The organism is Vibrio sp. Vb1166 (assembly GCF_033338695.1).
Taxonomy (GTDB): Bacteria; Pseudomonadota; Gammaproteobacteria; order Enterobacterales; family Vibrionaceae; genus Vibrio; species Vibrio alginolyticus.
This window is the reverse complement of record NZ_JAWOTE010000013.1, coordinates 14,805-31,757: the sequence shown is the minus strand read 5'-3', so window position 1 is coordinate 31,757 and position 16,953 is coordinate 14,805. Positions and strand designations below refer to the sequence as shown.

Genomic DNA, 16,953 nt, shown 5'->3' with positions numbered 1-16,953 from the left:
GACAAGGAAGTCATTATGGCCATTATCAAAAGTAAAACTAAGCCAACTGACGAGTTATTTCTTTCCAATAAAGCTGTTATGGAAACGTTGGTCACTCAACTTAATCAACACATCGAGACCATCAAACAGGGCGGCGGTGAAAAAGCCATTGAGCACCAGAGGCAAAAAGGAAAACTCCCCGCACGAGAACGCATCGCGCGCTTGCTTGATGACAACACTGACTTTCTTGAAATCAGCCAGTTTGCCGCCTGGCAAGTGTATGACGAAGCGATCCCCTGCGCTGGTGTTATCGCCGGCATTGGTATCATAGAGGGGATTCAATGCATGGTCATCGCCAACGATGCTTCGGTAAAAGGCGGAACCTACTACCCACTCACGGTAAAAAAACACCTTAGAGCGCAAGAGATTGCCCAACGTTGCCAACTCCCCTGCGTGTACTTGGTGGACTCCGGTGGCGCAAATCTCCCTCATCAGTCCGACGTCTTCCCCGACAAAGAACACTTTGGTCGCATTTTCTTTAACCAAGCGAGAATGTCAGCGAAAAGCATCCCCCAAGTTGCTGTTGTGATGGGGCTTTGCACTGCTGGGGGCGCGTACGTTCCTGCCATGGCGGATGTGTCCATTATGGTTAAAGAGCAAGGCACCATTTTTTTGGCGGGGCCACCTTTGGTGAAAGCGGCCACTGGCGAAGTCGTGACGGGTGAAGAGCTCGGCGGTGCAGACGTGCATTGTCGAAAATCTGGTGTCGCAGATTATTACGCTGAAAATGATGAACATGCCCTAATGCTTGCGAGAGAAGCCATTGCCAATGCCAATAGAACAAGACCTGTTAAGCCAGAAAACACCGTACTTCCTCCCCGCTACGACGCAGAAGAAATCTACGGAATCGTGAATGCCAACTTACGACTGTCATTCGACGTTCGAGAAATTATTGCCCGCATCGTCGATGATTCTGATTTCGACGAATTCAAAGCCTTGTACGGCAGAACGCTAGTGTGTGGCTTCGCTCGTATTCAAGGACACTTGATTGGTATTGTGGCAAACAACGGTATCTTGTTTTCTGAATCGGCACAAAAAGGCGCGCACTTTATTGAGCTGTGCGCCAAACGGAAAACACCGCTTCTCTTTCTCCAAAACATTACCGGCTTTATGGTCGGAAAAAAGGTTGAAGAAGAAGGCATCGCAAAACATGGCGCCAAGCTAGTGATGGCCGTCGCTTGTGCTGACGTGCCAAAGTTTACCGTGATCATCGGTGGATCGTACGGCGCTGGTAATTACGGCATGTGCGGCCGAGCGTATGATCCAACCATGATGTGGATGTGGCCGAACGCGCGTATTTCTGTGATGGGCGGAGAACAAGCAGCAGGCGTTTTAACACAAGTTCGAAAAGACGCGAAGGAACGTCAGGGGGAAGCGTGGTCAGAGCAAGAAGAGCACATTTTTAGAGAATCGATCATAGACTTGTATGAAACACAAGGACATCCCTATTTTGCGAGTGCTCGGCTATGGGATGACGGAATTATTGACCCTAAAAAAACGCGCCAGGTGTTGAGTCAAGCGTTAATGGCAGCATTAAACGCCCCCATTCCTGATAGCGAGTTTGGCGTCTTCAGAATGTAAATATCCAAAGATGAATTAAGGAAGTAAGTATGCAGGAAATGCAACCAAGCATTATTCCCAACGCCCAAAGGCAAGATGATGTTCTTTGGCATGTCGATGATAATGGCGTAGCGACCATTACCCTAAACAGAACAGCTAAACACAATGCTTTTGACGCTTGTACGATCGACTTGCTGATCCACCGCCTAGATTATCTCGCTTTACGAACGGATGTGCGGTGCTTGGTATTAAGAAGTAACGGTAAGCATTTTTCATCCGGGGCCGATTTGAATTGGATGCAGTCGATGGCCGACAGCACGAGGCAAGATAACTTCGTTGATGCCCAAAACTTGGCAAGACTCATGGAAACATTAGATTCGTTCCCTCAACCCACCATCGCAGTTGTTCAAGGTTCCGCTTATGGTGGCGCTTTGGGGTTGATTTGTTGTAGTGATATCGCCATCGCAAGCCAAAGTGCCAACTTTTGCTTAAGTGAAGTTAGGCTTGGTTTAGTTCCAGCGACCATTGCGCCTTACGTCATGCGCGCGATGGGGAATAGACAAGCTAGACGCTATATCTTAAGTGGTGAAGTCATTTCAGCCGAAGATGCCGAACGGTTTGGTATTGTGCACGAAGTGAAAGAAGCCAAACAGCTTGAAAATGCGGTCGATAGCGTAATCAAGACGTTGCTACTTAATAGCCCAGATGCGATGCGTAAAGCGAAAACGCTCTGCCATCAATGTCATCAAAACCCCATCGATCAACAACTGATTCACTATACTAGCAAGCTCATTGCGGACATTAGAGTATCACCCCAAGGTCAAGATGGGCTGCAAGCGTTTCTTGAAAAACGTAGCCCAAGTTGGGTCACCAAGTCACAGGACAAGTAATGCTACCTTCCAAAGTAAAGATTGTCGAAGTAGGTCCTAGAGATGGGTTGCAAAATGAATCTCCTGTTGCGACCCAGACTAAAATCCGGCTGATCAACTTACTCTCTGATACTGGGTTAACGCATATTGAGGCGGGCTCTTTTGTCTCACCCAAATGGGTGCCACAAATGGCGGACTCAATAGAGGTCATGAAAGCAATAACACGGCGAAATCATGTTACCTACTCTGCCCTGACACCAAACCTAAAAGGCTTAGAACAAGCGTTGGAGGCTGACGCCAATCAGGTCGCAATTTTCACTTCATCCTCAGAAGGATTCTGCCAACACAATATCAATTGCTCGATTGCAGATAGCCTAACTCGCTTCGAACCTGTAATGCGATTAGCCACCAAACACGGCATCCCTGTTCGTGGCTATCTATCCTGCGTTGCCGACTGCCCTTACGATGGCCCGACAGCCCCTAAACAAGTGGCGAGCGTGGTCAAATCACTCATCGATTTAGGGTGTTATGAGGTGTCTCTAGGCGACACAATCGGTACAGGCACGCCAAACCGTATCGCTGCTATGCTAGAAGCCGTCATGTTGGTTGCACCTCTTCCCCAGCTTGCTGTCCATTTCCACGACACATGGGGACAAGCTCTCACCAACATTTATCAGGCACTGAGTATGGGCATCAACACCATCGACAGTAGTGTGGCTGGGCTGGGTGGATGCCCATACGCTCATGGCGCATCAGGGAATGTCGCAACGGAGGATGTACTATATTTATGCCAAGGGTTAGGAATAGAGACGGGGATCGACTTAGAGCTACTGGCTAAAGCTGGCTGGATGATCAGCGAAGAGCTGGGTCGGCAGCCTACATCAAAAGTGTCATTAGCATTGCGTAACCGCGTATTATCACTTTCGTAGAAGGCCATCCGGCACCTCAAATTCTCCCAACCCAAGTTAATTTGCTCTACTTTCGAGTAGGGAAGCGAAACCGCCCGCCAGTACGATAAATAATTAGAGAAAATAAGATAAGCACACAACCTACTAGTTTATTTGCCGTTAGCACTTCGCCATACCACAGCACGCTCAGAATAACCGTCCAAACTGGTTCTAATATCATAATTAGAGCAGCGTTACCTGCCTGAACAAATTTTTGCCCCATGGTTTGCATTACGTAACGCAAGCTCGTCGCTAATAAGGTACTCAACGCAAACCACCACCAAATAGAGGAGTCCACCTCAGCCGGGAAAGATTCCATAAAAAATGAAACCAACAAACCTAAGCAACCTGCTGAAAAAAGTTGCACGCAAGTAAGCAGCAGCACAGGTAGTTTTTGAGAGTATTTGCTGTTCACATTAAAATGAAGCGCCAAAACCAGTGCTGCACCAAGAAACCACAATTGACTGGCCGATTGTTTCCAGCCACCAACTAAAGAAAGACAAGCAAGACCTAATACAGCGATAGGCAAAGAAAGCCAGAAAATTCGTTGTGGTCGTTGACGAAACATAACCCATGCAACAATCGGCACAAACAGCATGGAAAGGCTCATGATAAATGCGCCTTCCCCAAGAGTATCACTGATAGAAATAGCGTAAATCCATGTCATAACGGCACTGCCTAACAGGAGCCCGACACCACCAGCAGAAAGCACATCTTTTAAGTTTGCTTTCAGCAAAGGTCGGTAACATAGAGGCAGTAAGCAGAGCGAAGCGATAGTAAATCGCGCCCCAATAAAGCCAAAAGGTGGTAAACCCTGTATTGTTTCCTTAGAGAATATCCAGCCAAGTGCAGCGATCATCGTCGTCGCAACCAGAATAACCGTCGCTTTGCGTTCTGAGTTAAACATAAGTACTCACAAAATATGGAACACACAATAGCGCAGCAAGAGAGTTTTACTGCGCTATTGTGTAAATTTGAAAGGGGTTTGTGTCGAGCGAAAAAGTGAAAGCCCGATCCTCTCCTGTATTGTTGTCACGCAGATTGAAGTTCTGCTGCTAGATACATTAAATGCAGGCAAAGTCTTAAGGCAAGCCTTTTCGCATACTAAATTACTTTAGCATTCTATACAGCAAGCAAACTGGCTAAAACCTGTACCGGGTGTCGAACTACCTCCCCTTCAAAACGCTTAACTTGACTGCGGCAGGAGTACCCCGTGGCTAACACACGCTCAGTGGGCAGGTTCTTTATATTCGGTTTCCAACTAAGCTGATATATAGCTTCAGACGTACTTTTCTTATCCACTTCATGTCCGAATGTCCCAGCCATGCCACAACATCCCGTAGGTATGACTTGCAGATTTAAGCCAAAGTGCTGAAAAATAGACTGCCAAGATTTCTCAGTCTCCGGTATTTTGGTCTTTTCTGTGCAATGCGCCATCAAATACCAAGGCTCTTCATCTGATGCGCGTACAGCTGGCCATTCGTTGAGTGTATCCACCAGCCATTCATGAGCCGTATAAACTGTAAATTCGCCTCGCTTCTCTTTTAGAACCTGATGGTATTCATCACGATAACAAAGCACTAAGGCTGCATCGATACCGATCATAGGAATTTCAACCTCAGCAACTTGTTTGAGAAAATCCGAGGTGTTTTGTGCATTTCTGGCGAATGCCTTAAGGAAACCTTTTACATGTTGAGCTTTCCCATTGGGTTTGAAAGGCAGAACAACAGGGTGTTTCCCTAACCGCTGCAATAACTGAATAAAGTCCGCAACCAACTCGGCTTCATAAAAGCTGGTAAATGGATCTTGAACAATCAAGACGTAATTTTGCTTCACTTCTGGGGAAAGCGATTCTAGATACACAAAGTCAAACGGGCTCACTCCAAGTGCCTGACATCGACTTTGCAACGTAGGGATCGATAGCACTGGCGAATCAATAAAACCGATGGATGTCTCTAATACTTGCGTAACAGGCCTACTAGATGCAATTTGATTAACCAGCTTGGGAGCTTTTGCCATAATCGGCAGCAGTTGCTCAATATTCGACACCAGATAGTCGCGCAGAGGTCTACGATAACGAGAGTGATAGAGGTGTAAAAAACGCGCTCTAAAATCAGGCACATCAACTTTAACAGGACACTGACTCGCACACGCTTTGCACGCTAGACAACCGTTCATCACCTCATAAACTTCATGCGATAAATCATCAGGATCGGGGCGAGATATCAACTTACTCAGCTTCTGAGCCAAAAGCTTAACCGATAACGTTTGATTGAGAAGTTGCTGTTCGTTAGCGAGCAAATCGAAGTCACTGTCATTAAGGCGACGCAGCCATTCACGCATTATCCCCGCCCTCCCTTTCGGAGAGTGGCGACGATCGGCTGTCACTTTAAATGATGGACACATTGGGCTATCAGCATCGTAATTAAAACACAGCCCATTGCCATTGCAAGACAGTACGGGCTTAAGCGACTCTCGGACTTCTACGGGGATCTGACGATCATAGTAGCCACGCTTGGTCGCTGTGACTTTTACCATTTCAGCGTCGCTATTCAGTGGCGTGCAAATCTTGCCCGGGTTCATTTTATTGTCGGGGTCAAACGCCGCTTTAATACGCCTTAATTCAGTAAAGAGCTCATCACCAAAGAAGGCAGGTCCATATTCTGAGCGATATCCTTTACCGTGCTCTCCCCACATTAAACCATTGTATTTTGCCACCAGCGCGACCACATCATCGGACAGTTGATGCATCAACGCTTCTTGTTCGGGGTCACACATATCGAGCGCTGGACGCACGTGAAGAACGCCTGCATCCACATGCCCAAACATGCCATAATGCAGGTTATTGCTGTCTAGCAACGTACGAAATTCCGCGATAAAGTCCGCCAAATTTTCAGGCGGCACACAGGTATCTTCCGCGAATGCAATCGGCTTTGCCTGACCTTTAGTCGCGCCAAGCAGCCCAACCGCTTTCTTGCGCATTACATAAATAGCTTGGATGTCTTTGGGGTCGCGACAGACTTGATAGCCGATGATACCACTGCGTCGATGAACGATTTCTTTATCAAGAATTAAAAGTAAGCGTTCAACTTTATCCTCAATATCATCGCTTTGACTGCCTGCGAACTCGACAAAGTTAATCCCTTGCATCTCTTTGCCCTGCACGTCTGAGATCGCGTGTTTTACCGAGTGCCAGACAATGTCTTCTCTTGCAAGGTTGAGTACTTTTGCATCGACTGTCTCAACCGATAGCGCCTCTGCTTCGACCATCAAGGGAGCATTTCGCAATGCAGAATCAAAACTATCGTATTTAACGTTCACTAACCGTCGCGTAGTAGGTATTCGCGTAAGATTGAGCTTGGCTTCAGTAATAAAAGCTAACGTACCTTCAGAGCCACATAATATTCTCGTGACGTCAAACTCTTCACTCTTGTCGTTGATGGCATTTTTTAGGTCATAACCAGTAAGAAAGCGATTCAGAGGAGGAAACTTATCCAGAATCTGTTGACGCTTGTCTCGACAAACTTCCTCCGTAATTTTTAACGCTCGCGATACTACATCACAGTTTAACCGTTTGTTTTGTTGAATTGCTTCGGTATCGAGCACCGAGCCATCTGCCAATACGGCTTTGAGCTCCAACACATGATCCGAGGTTTTACCATATTGCAAAGAGCCTTGGCCTGATGCATCAGTATTAATCATCCCACCTAATGTTGCGCGGTTGCTGGTCGACAGATCTGGCGAGAAGAAATAACCATAAGGGCGAACGATGTCGTTGAGTTGATCTTTGACTATCCCAGCTTCCACTCTCACCCAACCTTCCTGCTCGTTGATCTCTAACACTCGATTCATGTAGCGAGACAGGTCAACCACGATCCCCGAGTTCAATGATTGTCCGTTGGTGCCCGTTCCGCCTCCTCTGGGCGAAAAGGTCAAGTGTTTAAATTCATCACGAGCACTGACCTTGCCAAGTATTACCACATCATGATGGTTGGCAGGAAAGACGACCGACAACGGAAGTTGCTGGTAGACGCTGTTGTCAGTCGCCATACTCAATCGAGTGGTATAGCGAGCATCAGTATCCCCCTTGAAACCAAGCTGTTTAAGGGTGTTAAAGAACTTGATAACCACAGGATCAGAGGAAACCTGTAGCGGAAGTGCAGGAAGCATAATTTGAATCAGTGCCTTACGGTTGTCTTTTTAGGTTCATAACATGAATGTGGAGTTAAAAGCGGTAGAGGCGCTTGGGGTTATCGACCAGAATCTTGCTAAACAGTGTCGTATCTTGCGTCCAGTGCCACAAGGTATCTAATAGCTGGCCATCATTTGGCATCTCAGCAGCAAAACATGGATGAGGCCAATCCGAGCCCCAGACGCATTGCTCTTCATTCGCTTCTAACAAAGCTTGAGCAAACGAAGAAACGTCATCATAAGGCGGAGATTGAAGCGACAAACGATACGGTGCCGACAATTTTGTCCACACTTTCCCTTCGGCCTTAAGCTTCAATAAGGTTTGAAAACCAGGATGAGAAATCAGCTTGTTTGTTGGCATATGTCCAAGATGATCAATCACTACGGGCACGGGTAAAGCCCTTAATCGCTGATATAAGTCATCAAACTGCGAAACATCAATTAAGCATTGAAGGTGCCAGTGTCGCTCTGCAAGGCGAGCCGCTAAACGCTCAACATCACGCCACTCAATACCACCTTTAAACAGCAGGTTCATCCGCACCCCACAAAATCCGGCTTCTTGTAGCTCATCCAGCGTTTGCTCGGACACATCCGCATCCACGACCGCGACGCCTTTGTAGTCGTAACCTTGCTGGCGTAAATACCGTAATGTATCAAGATGCAACTGGTTGTCATTGCCATACACACTCGGCTGAACCAGCACGCCATGACGGATGCCTAATTGCTGGTGCAAATGCAGGTACGCGCCGACGCTGGCATCGGGTGGCGTGTAGGTTCGCGTTTCACAGTACGGATAACGTGAAGAAAAAACGTGGGCATGACAATCAACCGCGCCTTCAGGAATCGCGATTGTTGGTTTATTTACAAATGGGTCCGCCGCTTCACAAAATGGAATTATGCTCATCGAAAATCATCCTGTCAGAAAGGTAGAGGTGCCATCAACGAAAGCACCTCTTGAAGACTTAACTGAAGTTCTCACTCAACCAGTTCGCGATCACGCCAGAGAACTGAATAAACTTAGGATCGTCGTCCAACATCCACTCGGTGTGACCACCTTCAGGCAGTAAGAATAGAGATTTCGGCCCAGGGTATTTCGCGTACAGCGACTTTGCTTCGGTCACTGGGTGAAGATCGTTTTCTGCACCGTGCGCAATCAAGATTGGCGCGTCTGCAAATCGCTCGTCCAGTAGGGCTTCCGGTTTGAAATTGATGAGAGAATCCGCAAAATCCAGATCAGATGTCACGCCGTAGCCCGGTGCTTTGACCAGTTCAGTGAATACATATTCGCGGCTTACTGGGTCAAGCGGGTAGATTTCAAATGGATCAATCCCCTGCTTTTCTCCACCAAGAGCAAGACGTGTACGCTCTTCTAACATAAATTGACGGAACGCTTTCCAACCGTGCTCGCCACGTTGAGCAACCTGAACACGTACCGCATCATAAAAGCCGTTCATGGAGATAAGGCCATCAATCGCATCTTGACAAACTCGGTAAGCATCAAGAATTAATCCACCGGCCATGCCCCAGCCAGCCAGTACGACTTTGCGGCCTTCCTCGTCAGCGCGCTGTTTCACAACCGCAACCGCGTTCGCGATGTCACGTACTTGTTCATCTAGGATAACTCGCTCACGAATACCCTCAGATTCACCAAAGCCACGGTAGTCAAATCCGAATACTGTAAAGCCCTTCGCAGTTAAGGCTCTCGCGTAACGCTCTGGGTGAATATTTTTTTGCCCAGTAAAGCCTGAGCAGACAATAACGATCGGTAAGTCTGGGTTGTTAACGTTCTCGTCAGTAAAGAAAGCGCCATCAAGGCGTAGACCATCACTAATTACTGGGGCTTTTTGTTCAATCATAATTATCTCGTCCAAATGAATGTGTATGCTCGACAAAGAAGTCCTTGTCTTAAGTCACATCATGTTCGAATTTTGATAGCAATAATTTAACAATTGCGACATTCTTATCCAGAAATACGACATAGATGAACTGCCCACTTGGTGACCACAGAGAATGAAAACGACACACACGTATCGCATTGGTTTTTTCCTTATTCCTGATTTTTCGATGCTCTCTTTTTCGGCGGTTATCGAACCTCTTCGAATGGCCAACCGCCTCGCTGGTTGCGATTTGTATCAGTGGGATATTTATGGATTCGAAGATAAAGAAGTGTCGGCCAGTAATGGCGTTTCATTCTCGCCAACACAGTCAGTCAACAACATTGCTCATTTAGACTTGCTGCTGGTTGTGGCAGGTATTGGCGCCCATGTTGCTGCTGCGAGTGGCTCGGTGAATCAGTGGTTAAAGCAAGCGCTTCGTCAAGGCATCGCCGTGGGCTCGACTTCGACAGGCAGCGTATTGTTAGCAAAAGCTGGCCTGTTAAAAAACAAAACGTGTACCGTGCATTGGGAGTCCGCCAACAGCCTGGCAGAGGAGTTTCCAAACATTAACGTGACCAGTGAGTTGTACGAATTCGACCCACGCACACCAACTTGTTCGGGCGGCTTAGCCGGTTTGGATATGATGCTTCATTTAATTACAAACCAACATGGGAGTGACTTGGCGAATCAAGTGGCAGAGCAATGCATTCACCCTGCGATTCGACCCGCGCATGATAAACAGCGGATGTCGTTAATCCGTAAGCACAACATCCGCCACCCGCGCCTGCTCGACGCTGTAGAGATCATGGAAGCCAACATGGAAGAGCCGCTAAAGTGCTATGAAATTGGCGAACAAGTAGGATTATCGGTCAGGCAGATGGAAAGGTTATTTTTGCAATACTTGCAAGACAAACCAGGCAATTACTACCTTCAATTGCGCTTAGAACGCGCTCAACATTTGTTGTTGCAAACCATGCTGTCCATCACTCAAATCAGCACGGCTTGTGGGTTCAGTTCTACATCGTATTTTGCGCGCTGCTACAAAAAACGCTATGAAAAAACGCCGCGTGAAGAGCGACGTTTAGCTTAAGATTGAGTAAGAGAAAGGAGTTCAATCTCTTCGATCTCATCGTGATGTGTCAGACGGCTTATCGGACAACGTGCCTTGGTAAAGCAATGATAGCCAAGCAATTACCTGCTCTTTACTGGCTTTATCAAGTTGCAAACAGCCCTCTTCTATCGCTGACACGTGCGAGGCGGGCAGTTCTTTCTCTGCCAAAGTACGAAACTTACCTCGCATCTCGCCTCGACTGAGCGGATTTTCAGGATTACCTCGCGCAATACAGGGAGGTGAAGTCAGTTTGTCGCCATTTTTCAACGTCACCACGACATGCGCCCAACGTTCGGCTGGAAACTTATCATTGTATGCAGGCTCTTCAATTAACTTCATCCGTTCCGTAAGTGCCAAGCGAGCAGGATCGTTCAGTCCTTTGGTGACGGCTTCTACCGTGACCGTATTATCTATAACCGCACTCGCGACTGAAAATGGCAAACTGTACTGAGCCTGCTCGGTTGTCTCAGGGCGCTTGGTATGCAGGCACACCGCCTGGTGAAAGCTGTGAACTTCGATAAGTTCAATCTCATCAGGTTCTAGTTTATTTTCTTGTTGCAGCGCTCTCACCGCTTCAACCGCGGGTTGAGCCCAACGACAAACCGGATACGGTTTAAAGTATTGCTCCAGGATATACCAGCGCTGCCCTAAATCTGCCCACAAAGCGTGAGTTTGTTGGTCCAGCAGAGTCACGGCTGGCGCGCCAGTAAAGCCCTCTTCTGCCAGCTCTGCACTGGCAAAGCCCGCCATCGCTCCCCAGCCAGAGCCGTCTTTGAGCATGGTTGGATGTTCAATACAACGCATCATTTGACTGCGCGGGCCATAGAACTCGGCAATGCCGAGCGCATGCTCTGTTTGTGCATCCGTTAAGTCTTTTCTTCTTGCAGACACCGCAGCGACGCCCAACGCATTCCAAGCACCAGAAGTATGATAGTCACAAGCGGTTTGATGCAGCGCGATTCCGGCGCGAGTTGCAATTTCGTAGCCAATGATGAGGGACGTTAATAACTCTTCTCCCGTGATCGCTGACTCATGCATACTGGCGAGCAGCCCCGGCAAAACAGCGACGCCAACATGGCCTTTCGTCAGGACTTGGCCGTCGTGCGCGTCCATGCTGTCAATCAACATGCCGCCATATAGAGTCGCCCCACAACCACTGGCCGTGTGATCAGAAAACAGCATCGGCGTATCACCGGCAAACTGCTTCTGCGCGAGTTTAGCTACCATATTTTGCAGTTGCGTCGCTTTACCTGCTGCGGCGACACCTAACAAATCCAAGACGCAATATTTCGCTTGTTCAATAACGTCAGCAGGAAGCTGTTCAAAGGTTAATTCGTGAATAAATCGATGAATAGATTGCATCATCTACTGCTCCAGTTTTAGCGTTTTGCCTTCGACAATAGCGTTGTGATCAATGGTGTATTGCTGTCTCGCACGGTAGGCAGCTCGAACCTGGCTTTATCAATATCGTCCAATGACAAGGTTGCAGTTATCAAGGTTTCACCGTCTTCTGCCTGCGCCAATAGCTCGCCCGTTGGAGACAAAATACAGCTTCCTCCCCAAAACCACGCTTCGCCCTCTGGCCCGTAACGATTAGCCATCAAAACTGGAGTTCCGTAGAGCACCGCATAAAATTTAACGTTAACTAACCAGTTGTCTTCGTTGGAAAAGTCTTTACTGACAATACTGCTGGCCGAGTTGATCGGCGCGAGCAAGATTTCAGGCTTATCGAGTAGCGCGCAATGAACCAAAGGTGGGTTCCATAAATCGGCACAAATTAAAACCGAGCCTCGCCAATTTTCATCAAGACAAACGCTGGTGGTAGCCTCTCCCGAATGAAACCACTTACCCTCTTCAAGCCCACCATAGGTTGGTAAATTGACTTTACGATGCACAGCAACCACCGTACCACCGAGCAACCAAGCCATCGCGTTGTAGTATTCTCCCGGAGCGGCCTGTTCAACAAAGCCGACAATCACGGACATCTGCGGTGCAAGTTGCGCAAGCTCTTTAAGCCGAGCATCATCACGCTTCATGGCAACTTCACGCACAGAGGATTGGAGCTGGTATCCGGTCAAGGAGAGTTCAGGAAACAGCAATAGCTGCGACCCTATGGCCGCAGCTTGCTTTATGTAATCCTGATGAGTATTCAGATTGGCATTCACATCGCCTAACTGGGCGTTGATTTGGGCCACACTGACTTGCAAGATAGTCATGGTATTACCCCAAGTTATGCTCAGATAGGAACTGGCTTGCGACTTCTGAGATCGAACGTCGCTCCACATCAACTTGTTGATTCAATGTCGACATCGTATCGCCATCGATCGCCGCAGAAAGCGCGTTCATTTGCTCGGCAAGGTCTGGGTTCGCATCTAGCGTTTCTTGGCGAACCACAGGAGTGATCGCGTAATCAGGGAAGAACTGTTTGTCATCCGTTAAAACGGTAAAACCAAATGCTTTGATACGACCATCTGTTGCAAATACGAGCGCAGCATCGACTTCTTGCCCTTTTAGCGCATCATAAGTTAACCCAGTATCCATGCGTTTCACTTGGTCTCGTGAAGCTTTGAATTTGTAGGTTTTCTGTAAAGGTCGGAAGCCATCTTTTCGTGCATAGAATTCCGCATTCAAAGCAATGGTCATTGGCGGGTCTTGGCGCATTTGCTCGGCAAACTCGGACAAGGTTGAGATGCCACGTTGTTTCGCATCGTCACTGCGCATAGCGAGCGCGTAGGTGTTGTTCGCTTTTGAAGGGTTAAGCCAAACTAGGCCTTTCTTCGCATCGAGTTCCTTAACGCGTTGATACACTTGCTCTGCTGGGAGCTTGTCTTTGACTTTGTTGTAAATGATCAGTGATGTGCCCGTGTATTCCCAATAAAGATCAATCTGGCCGTTTTCTTGCGCTTTACGCAAAACCGCACTGCCCATGCCCGAACGCTTATCAACGTCGTAGCCTTTTTTGGTTAAATATTGAGACGTGATCTCCGTTAAAAGCTGTTGTTCTGTAAAGTTTTTGCCACCTACGACGATTTCCGCGGATGCGTGAAAACTTGAAAGCAGTACACCAACGGCCAGCAAGCGGCGAGTAATTTGCTTTAACATGTTTGACTCCTGTCTGTGTTCAATTTTTAGGATTGTTATTGTCTAGCTCTAATAGGGTTACAGCCTTTAGGTACAGTGACATAGGAAACGGCTCCTACCACACTGTCGATAGCGATAGCCAACATCGCTGTAGGAATAGCGCCTGCCAGCATCATGATGGGTTCATCCAGATCAATACCGGTAAAAATGAGCTCCCCTAACCCACCGCCACCAATTAAGAAGGCCAGTGGCACGGTGCCCACGTTGACAGCTAACGCCGTGCGGATACCGGCAAAAGTGACGAACAGCGCATTAGGAATTTCAACCTGAAATAACATTTGTAACTCGGTCATACCAATGCCTGACGCCGCTTCTTTTAAATGAGCGGGCACTTCTTTCAGCCCGATGTAGGTGTTTCTGACAATCGGCAACAACGAGGCAATCGTCAGCCCAAATACCGCAGGCACGGTGCCAATGCCAAGAAAGCTCATTGCCAGCGCAAGAATAGCTAAAGTAGGAATCGTGGTCCCCACATTCAAAACCTGCATCGCCGATTCTGCGACTTTCTGAAAACGAGGACGGCTGAGCAATACGCCGACGGGAATAGCGATTAGGATCGCCAATCCACCAGACAGCAGCACCAGTTCAATGTGCTGAACCGTCAAATAAACAATGTCTTCTTGGTAGTAGAGGAAATCATCGATCGTACCCGCGCCTTGTAAATAAATACCCAACGCAAAGACACACGCCAATAAAACGAAATAGTAGGTTTGTTTTAGCTGATTGGTCACGATGCCTCCTTAGCCTGATGCAATGGCTGTGGCTCACTAAGAGAGGTATCGCGCTGATAAGTTGCGCCTAGATAATGAGTAATGCCGCGCTGTGTGACTTCGCCCACTAAGCGGCCATTCTCGTCAACACACGGCATCCAAACAATGTCGTGCGTGAACATCTTCGACGCGACTTTACGCAGATCATCCGTGGTTCGGGCGATTGTTTTCAGGCCGACATAATGTTCGCCGCAGTACCCCTTCATATTGATTGCTGTAGCTTTTGGCACATAACCGATAGGCTGGTGTTGGCCATTTACTAATATCACGGCGTCGCGATACCCATACGCGTCAATTTTGGTTAAAGCGTCGGCAAGCGTCTCGTTAGGTTTCACGTGCGCAAAGGTGGTCTGCATGACGGACTCAGCCGTCACTAAGCGTAGACGTTTAAGTGCGCGATCATCTCCGACAAAGTTTTTCACGAAATCATCTTTCGGGTGTGCGAGCAAATCGTCAGGCGTATCGTACTGAACCAGATGACCATCGCGGAAAATCGCAATTCTATCGGCCATTTTGACCGCTTCATCAATGTCATGACTGACAAACATGATGGTCTTGTTGAGCTCTTGCTGCATTTTAAGGAACTCATCCTGGATTACTTCACGGTTGATCGGGTCAATCGCACCAAAAGGTTCATCCATCAGCATGACGGGAGGATCCGCAGCTAGCGCTCGAGCAACTCCAATTCGTTGCTGCTGTCCGCCAGACAACTCATTTGGATAACGATTAAGAAAGACACTAGGATCAAGAGCAACCATCTCCAATAGCTCTTTTGCACGCGTCATGTATCTTGCCTTATCCCACCCTAATAACTTGGGAACCACCGCGATGTTTTCGCCGATCGTCATGTTGGGAAATAAGCCAATTTGCTGAATAACATAGCCGATGTTGCGGCGCAGAGTGACTGTATCCATCCCAGAAGTATCTTCACCGCCAAGATAGATCTTGCCCGATGTCGCGGGAATAATTCGGTTGACCATTTTCAGCGTGGTGGTTTTGCCACAACCGGACGGGCCAAGTAACACACATATTTCACCACTGTGAACTTCCATCTCAATGTGATCTGCGGCAGTCACCGGGCCATTAGGCGTTTCAAAAATTTTGGTTAGCTTGTCAATTTTGATCATTTGAATGTCCCTATTATTTGTCCTTTATCGAGCAGCGGTTAGGCCCGGTGGCGTTAATCTTTTTTGTAGTCGAATCAATCCGTAATCCGCGATGATAGCCAGAAGGCTGACGGCGATGGCACCAACGATCAGTTGTCGAGGATCACTTTGCGAGATGCCACGGCTGATAAACACGCCCAGCCCACCGGCTCCGATATACGCGGCGATCGCCATAACGCCAATATTCATTACTACTGCCGTTCTCACACCCGCCATAATCACCGGAATCGCCAATGGAATTTCCACCATTTTCAAACGTTGAAAAGGCGTCATCCCGATACCGCGAGCAGCCTCTCTGAGCGATGGTTCTACGTTGTGAATTGCGGTATAAGTGTTGCGAATAATAGGCAGCTGAGAATAAAGCAGTACGGTAATCACGGCGGGCACGTAGCCAATCCCATGACCAATGGTCGATAAGAGAGGAATCATCAAACCAAACAATGCGATTGAAGGAATGGTGATAATGATGGACGCTACGTAAAGCACCACTTTCGCAGCGCGCTCATTTTGTGTGATAAGAATGCCGATAGGTACGCCAGTTAAGATGGCAAGCCCAACAGCCAGAGCAACCAAAGAGATGTGCTCCATGGTAAGCGTACCTAGCAGCGCTAAGTTATCTATGGTGAAATTTAGTAAGTCCAAGTAGGTCTCCCCCAACTGTGATTCGCAACCAAGTTAACAGGAGATTAAATTACGCTACTTTTTATTAACAGTGTTGTAAAATAGCGACACGTAAAGATAGAAATACGAAATATTAAGAAAGGAATGAACTGGCTTTCTCATCACCAAAACACGCTTGATTGGCGATGAGTAGCACTAGTAAACAATTTGATTATATAGGAACTTAAAAGCCTGTGCTGGCATGAAGAACTGACTACAACGAGCGGTTAAATTGCTCCACGGCCTCTACAACACGGCTAGCGCCATCTTGTATTTCATTCATCACATTGCCTGCTTTTTCAGAGAGCTCTAGCGTATCTAGTGCTTCTTTTTGGCATTTAGCGATCAGCTTAACTGCGTTATCTGTTCGCTGTAGGTTTTCACTGACCATTGTGACAATTTCATCGGTGGTTGCATTGGTTCTTGTAGCAAGCTGTCTGACTTCATCAGCAACAACGGCAAAACCTCTACCATGCTCACCCGCACGAGCCGCTTCTATCGCCGCATTTAACGCCAATAAGTTAGTTTGGTCAGCGATACCACTGATGCTATTTACCAACTCGCTAATACGCGATGAGTGCGCTTTAAGCTCGTCAATCGCGGTGTTCGCTTGCTGCATTTG

Annotated in this window: 14 protein-coding genes and 1 pseudogene; 4 read left to right on the top strand and 11 right to left on the bottom strand. The window is 47.7% G+C overall.

Annotated features, from left to right (window positions below; all coding sequences use genetic code 11):
* Positions 1 to 15: 15 nt before the first annotated feature.
* From R7E51_RS14305 to R7E51_RS14295, 3 genes are read left to right on the top strand one after another with little or no spacing between them, the layout of a single operon-like run.
* Positions 16 to 1,620, top strand: a complete 1,605-nt coding sequence (locus tag R7E51_RS14305; protein WP_021036013.1) for a carboxyl transferase domain-containing protein — start codon at positions 16 to 18, stop codon at positions 1,618 to 1,620.
* 29 nt (positions 1,621 to 1,649) lie between these two features.
* On the top strand, positions 1,650 to 2,489 hold the full coding sequence (locus R7E51_RS14300; protein ID WP_017821060.1) for an enoyl-CoA hydratase-related protein: 840 nt from the start codon (positions 1,650 to 1,652) through the stop codon (positions 2,487 to 2,489).
* Positions 2,489 to 3,397 carry a hydroxymethylglutaryl-CoA lyase gene (locus R7E51_RS14295; RefSeq protein ID WP_017821061.1) on the top strand — a complete coding sequence of 303 codons (909 nt, stop codon included), beginning with the start codon at positions 2,489 to 2,491 and terminating at the stop codon, positions 3,395 to 3,397. Before R7E51_RS14300 ends, R7E51_RS14295 begins: the two co-directional genes overlap by 1 nt.
* Before the next feature lie 46 nt (positions 3,398 to 3,443).
* On the opposite strand, the gene R7E51_RS14290 is transcribed toward R7E51_RS14295, so the two are convergent.
* From R7E51_RS14290 to R7E51_RS14275, 4 genes are all read right to left on the bottom strand, one after another.
* Complete coding sequence (locus R7E51_RS14290; protein ID WP_005375761.1) at positions 3,444 to 4,322, bottom strand: DMT family transporter; 879 nt, start codon at positions 4,320 to 4,322, stop codon at positions 3,444 to 3,446.
* A 215-nt stretch (positions 4,323 to 4,537) separates the two neighbouring features.
* Complete coding sequence (gene ydiJ / locus R7E51_RS14285; RefSeq protein ID WP_017821062.1) at positions 4,538 to 7,585, bottom strand: D-2-hydroxyglutarate dehydrogenase YdiJ; 3,048 nt, start codon at positions 7,583 to 7,585, stop codon at positions 4,538 to 4,540.
* 55 nt (positions 7,586 to 7,640) lie between these two features.
* A complete protein-coding gene (locus tag R7E51_RS14280; RefSeq protein WP_017821063.1) occupies positions 7,641 to 8,510 on the bottom strand; it encodes an amidohydrolase family protein in 870 nt (289 codons plus the stop codon).
* A gap of 58 nt (positions 8,511 to 8,568) precedes the next feature.
* A complete protein-coding gene (locus R7E51_RS14275) occupies positions 8,569 to 9,462 on the bottom strand; it encodes an alpha/beta hydrolase (protein ID WP_005375755.1) in 894 nt (297 codons plus the stop codon).
* Positions 9,463 to 9,616: 154 nt separating this feature from the next.
* Here R7E51_RS14275 and R7E51_RS14270 point away from each other — a divergent pair, with 154 nt between their 5' ends.
* Positions 9,617 to 10,573, top strand: a complete 957-nt coding sequence (locus R7E51_RS14270) for a GlxA family transcriptional regulator (protein WP_005375751.1) — start codon at positions 9,617 to 9,619, stop codon at positions 10,571 to 10,573.
* A gap of 36 nt (positions 10,574 to 10,609) precedes the next feature.
* Here R7E51_RS14270 and R7E51_RS14265 read toward each other — a convergent pair whose 3' ends face one another.
* The 7 genes and pseudogenes from R7E51_RS14265 to R7E51_RS24125 form a co-directional block, all read right to left on the bottom strand.
* On the bottom strand, positions 10,610 to 11,959 hold the full coding sequence (locus R7E51_RS14265) for an MmgE/PrpD family protein (RefSeq protein WP_005375749.1): 1,350 nt from the start codon (positions 11,957 to 11,959) through the stop codon (positions 10,610 to 10,612).
* Positions 11,960 to 11,973: 14 nt separating this feature from the next.
* A complete protein-coding gene (locus R7E51_RS14260; protein WP_005375747.1) occupies positions 11,974 to 12,810 on the bottom strand; it encodes a nitrilase-related carbon-nitrogen hydrolase in 837 nt (278 codons plus the stop codon).
* Between the two features lie 4 nt (positions 12,811 to 12,814).
* Positions 12,815 to 13,696: a glycine betaine ABC transporter substrate-binding protein gene (locus R7E51_RS14255; RefSeq protein ID WP_005375745.1), complete on the bottom strand. Its 882-nt coding sequence runs from the start codon at positions 13,694 to 13,696 to the stop codon at positions 12,815 to 12,817.
* A 35-nt stretch (positions 13,697 to 13,731) separates the two neighbouring features.
* On the bottom strand, positions 13,732 to 14,466 hold the full coding sequence (locus R7E51_RS14250; RefSeq protein WP_005375743.1) for an ABC transporter permease: 735 nt from the start codon (positions 14,464 to 14,466) through the stop codon (positions 13,732 to 13,734).
* A complete protein-coding gene (locus tag R7E51_RS14245) occupies positions 14,463 to 15,632 on the bottom strand; it encodes an ABC transporter ATP-binding protein (protein ID WP_005375741.1) in 1,170 nt (389 codons plus the stop codon). Before R7E51_RS14245 ends, R7E51_RS14250 begins: the two co-directional genes overlap by 4 nt.
* Positions 15,633 to 15,656: 24 nt before the next feature.
* Positions 15,657 to 16,259: an ABC transporter permease gene (locus tag R7E51_RS14240; protein ID WP_017635730.1), complete on the bottom strand. Its 603-nt coding sequence runs from the start codon at positions 16,257 to 16,259 to the stop codon at positions 15,657 to 15,659.
* A 286-nt stretch (positions 16,260 to 16,545) separates the two neighbouring features.
* Positions 16,546 to 16,899: pseudogene (locus tag R7E51_RS24125) on the bottom strand (methyl-accepting chemotaxis protein); the annotation flags it as partial.
* Positions 16,900 to 16,953 lie beyond the last annotated feature (54 nt).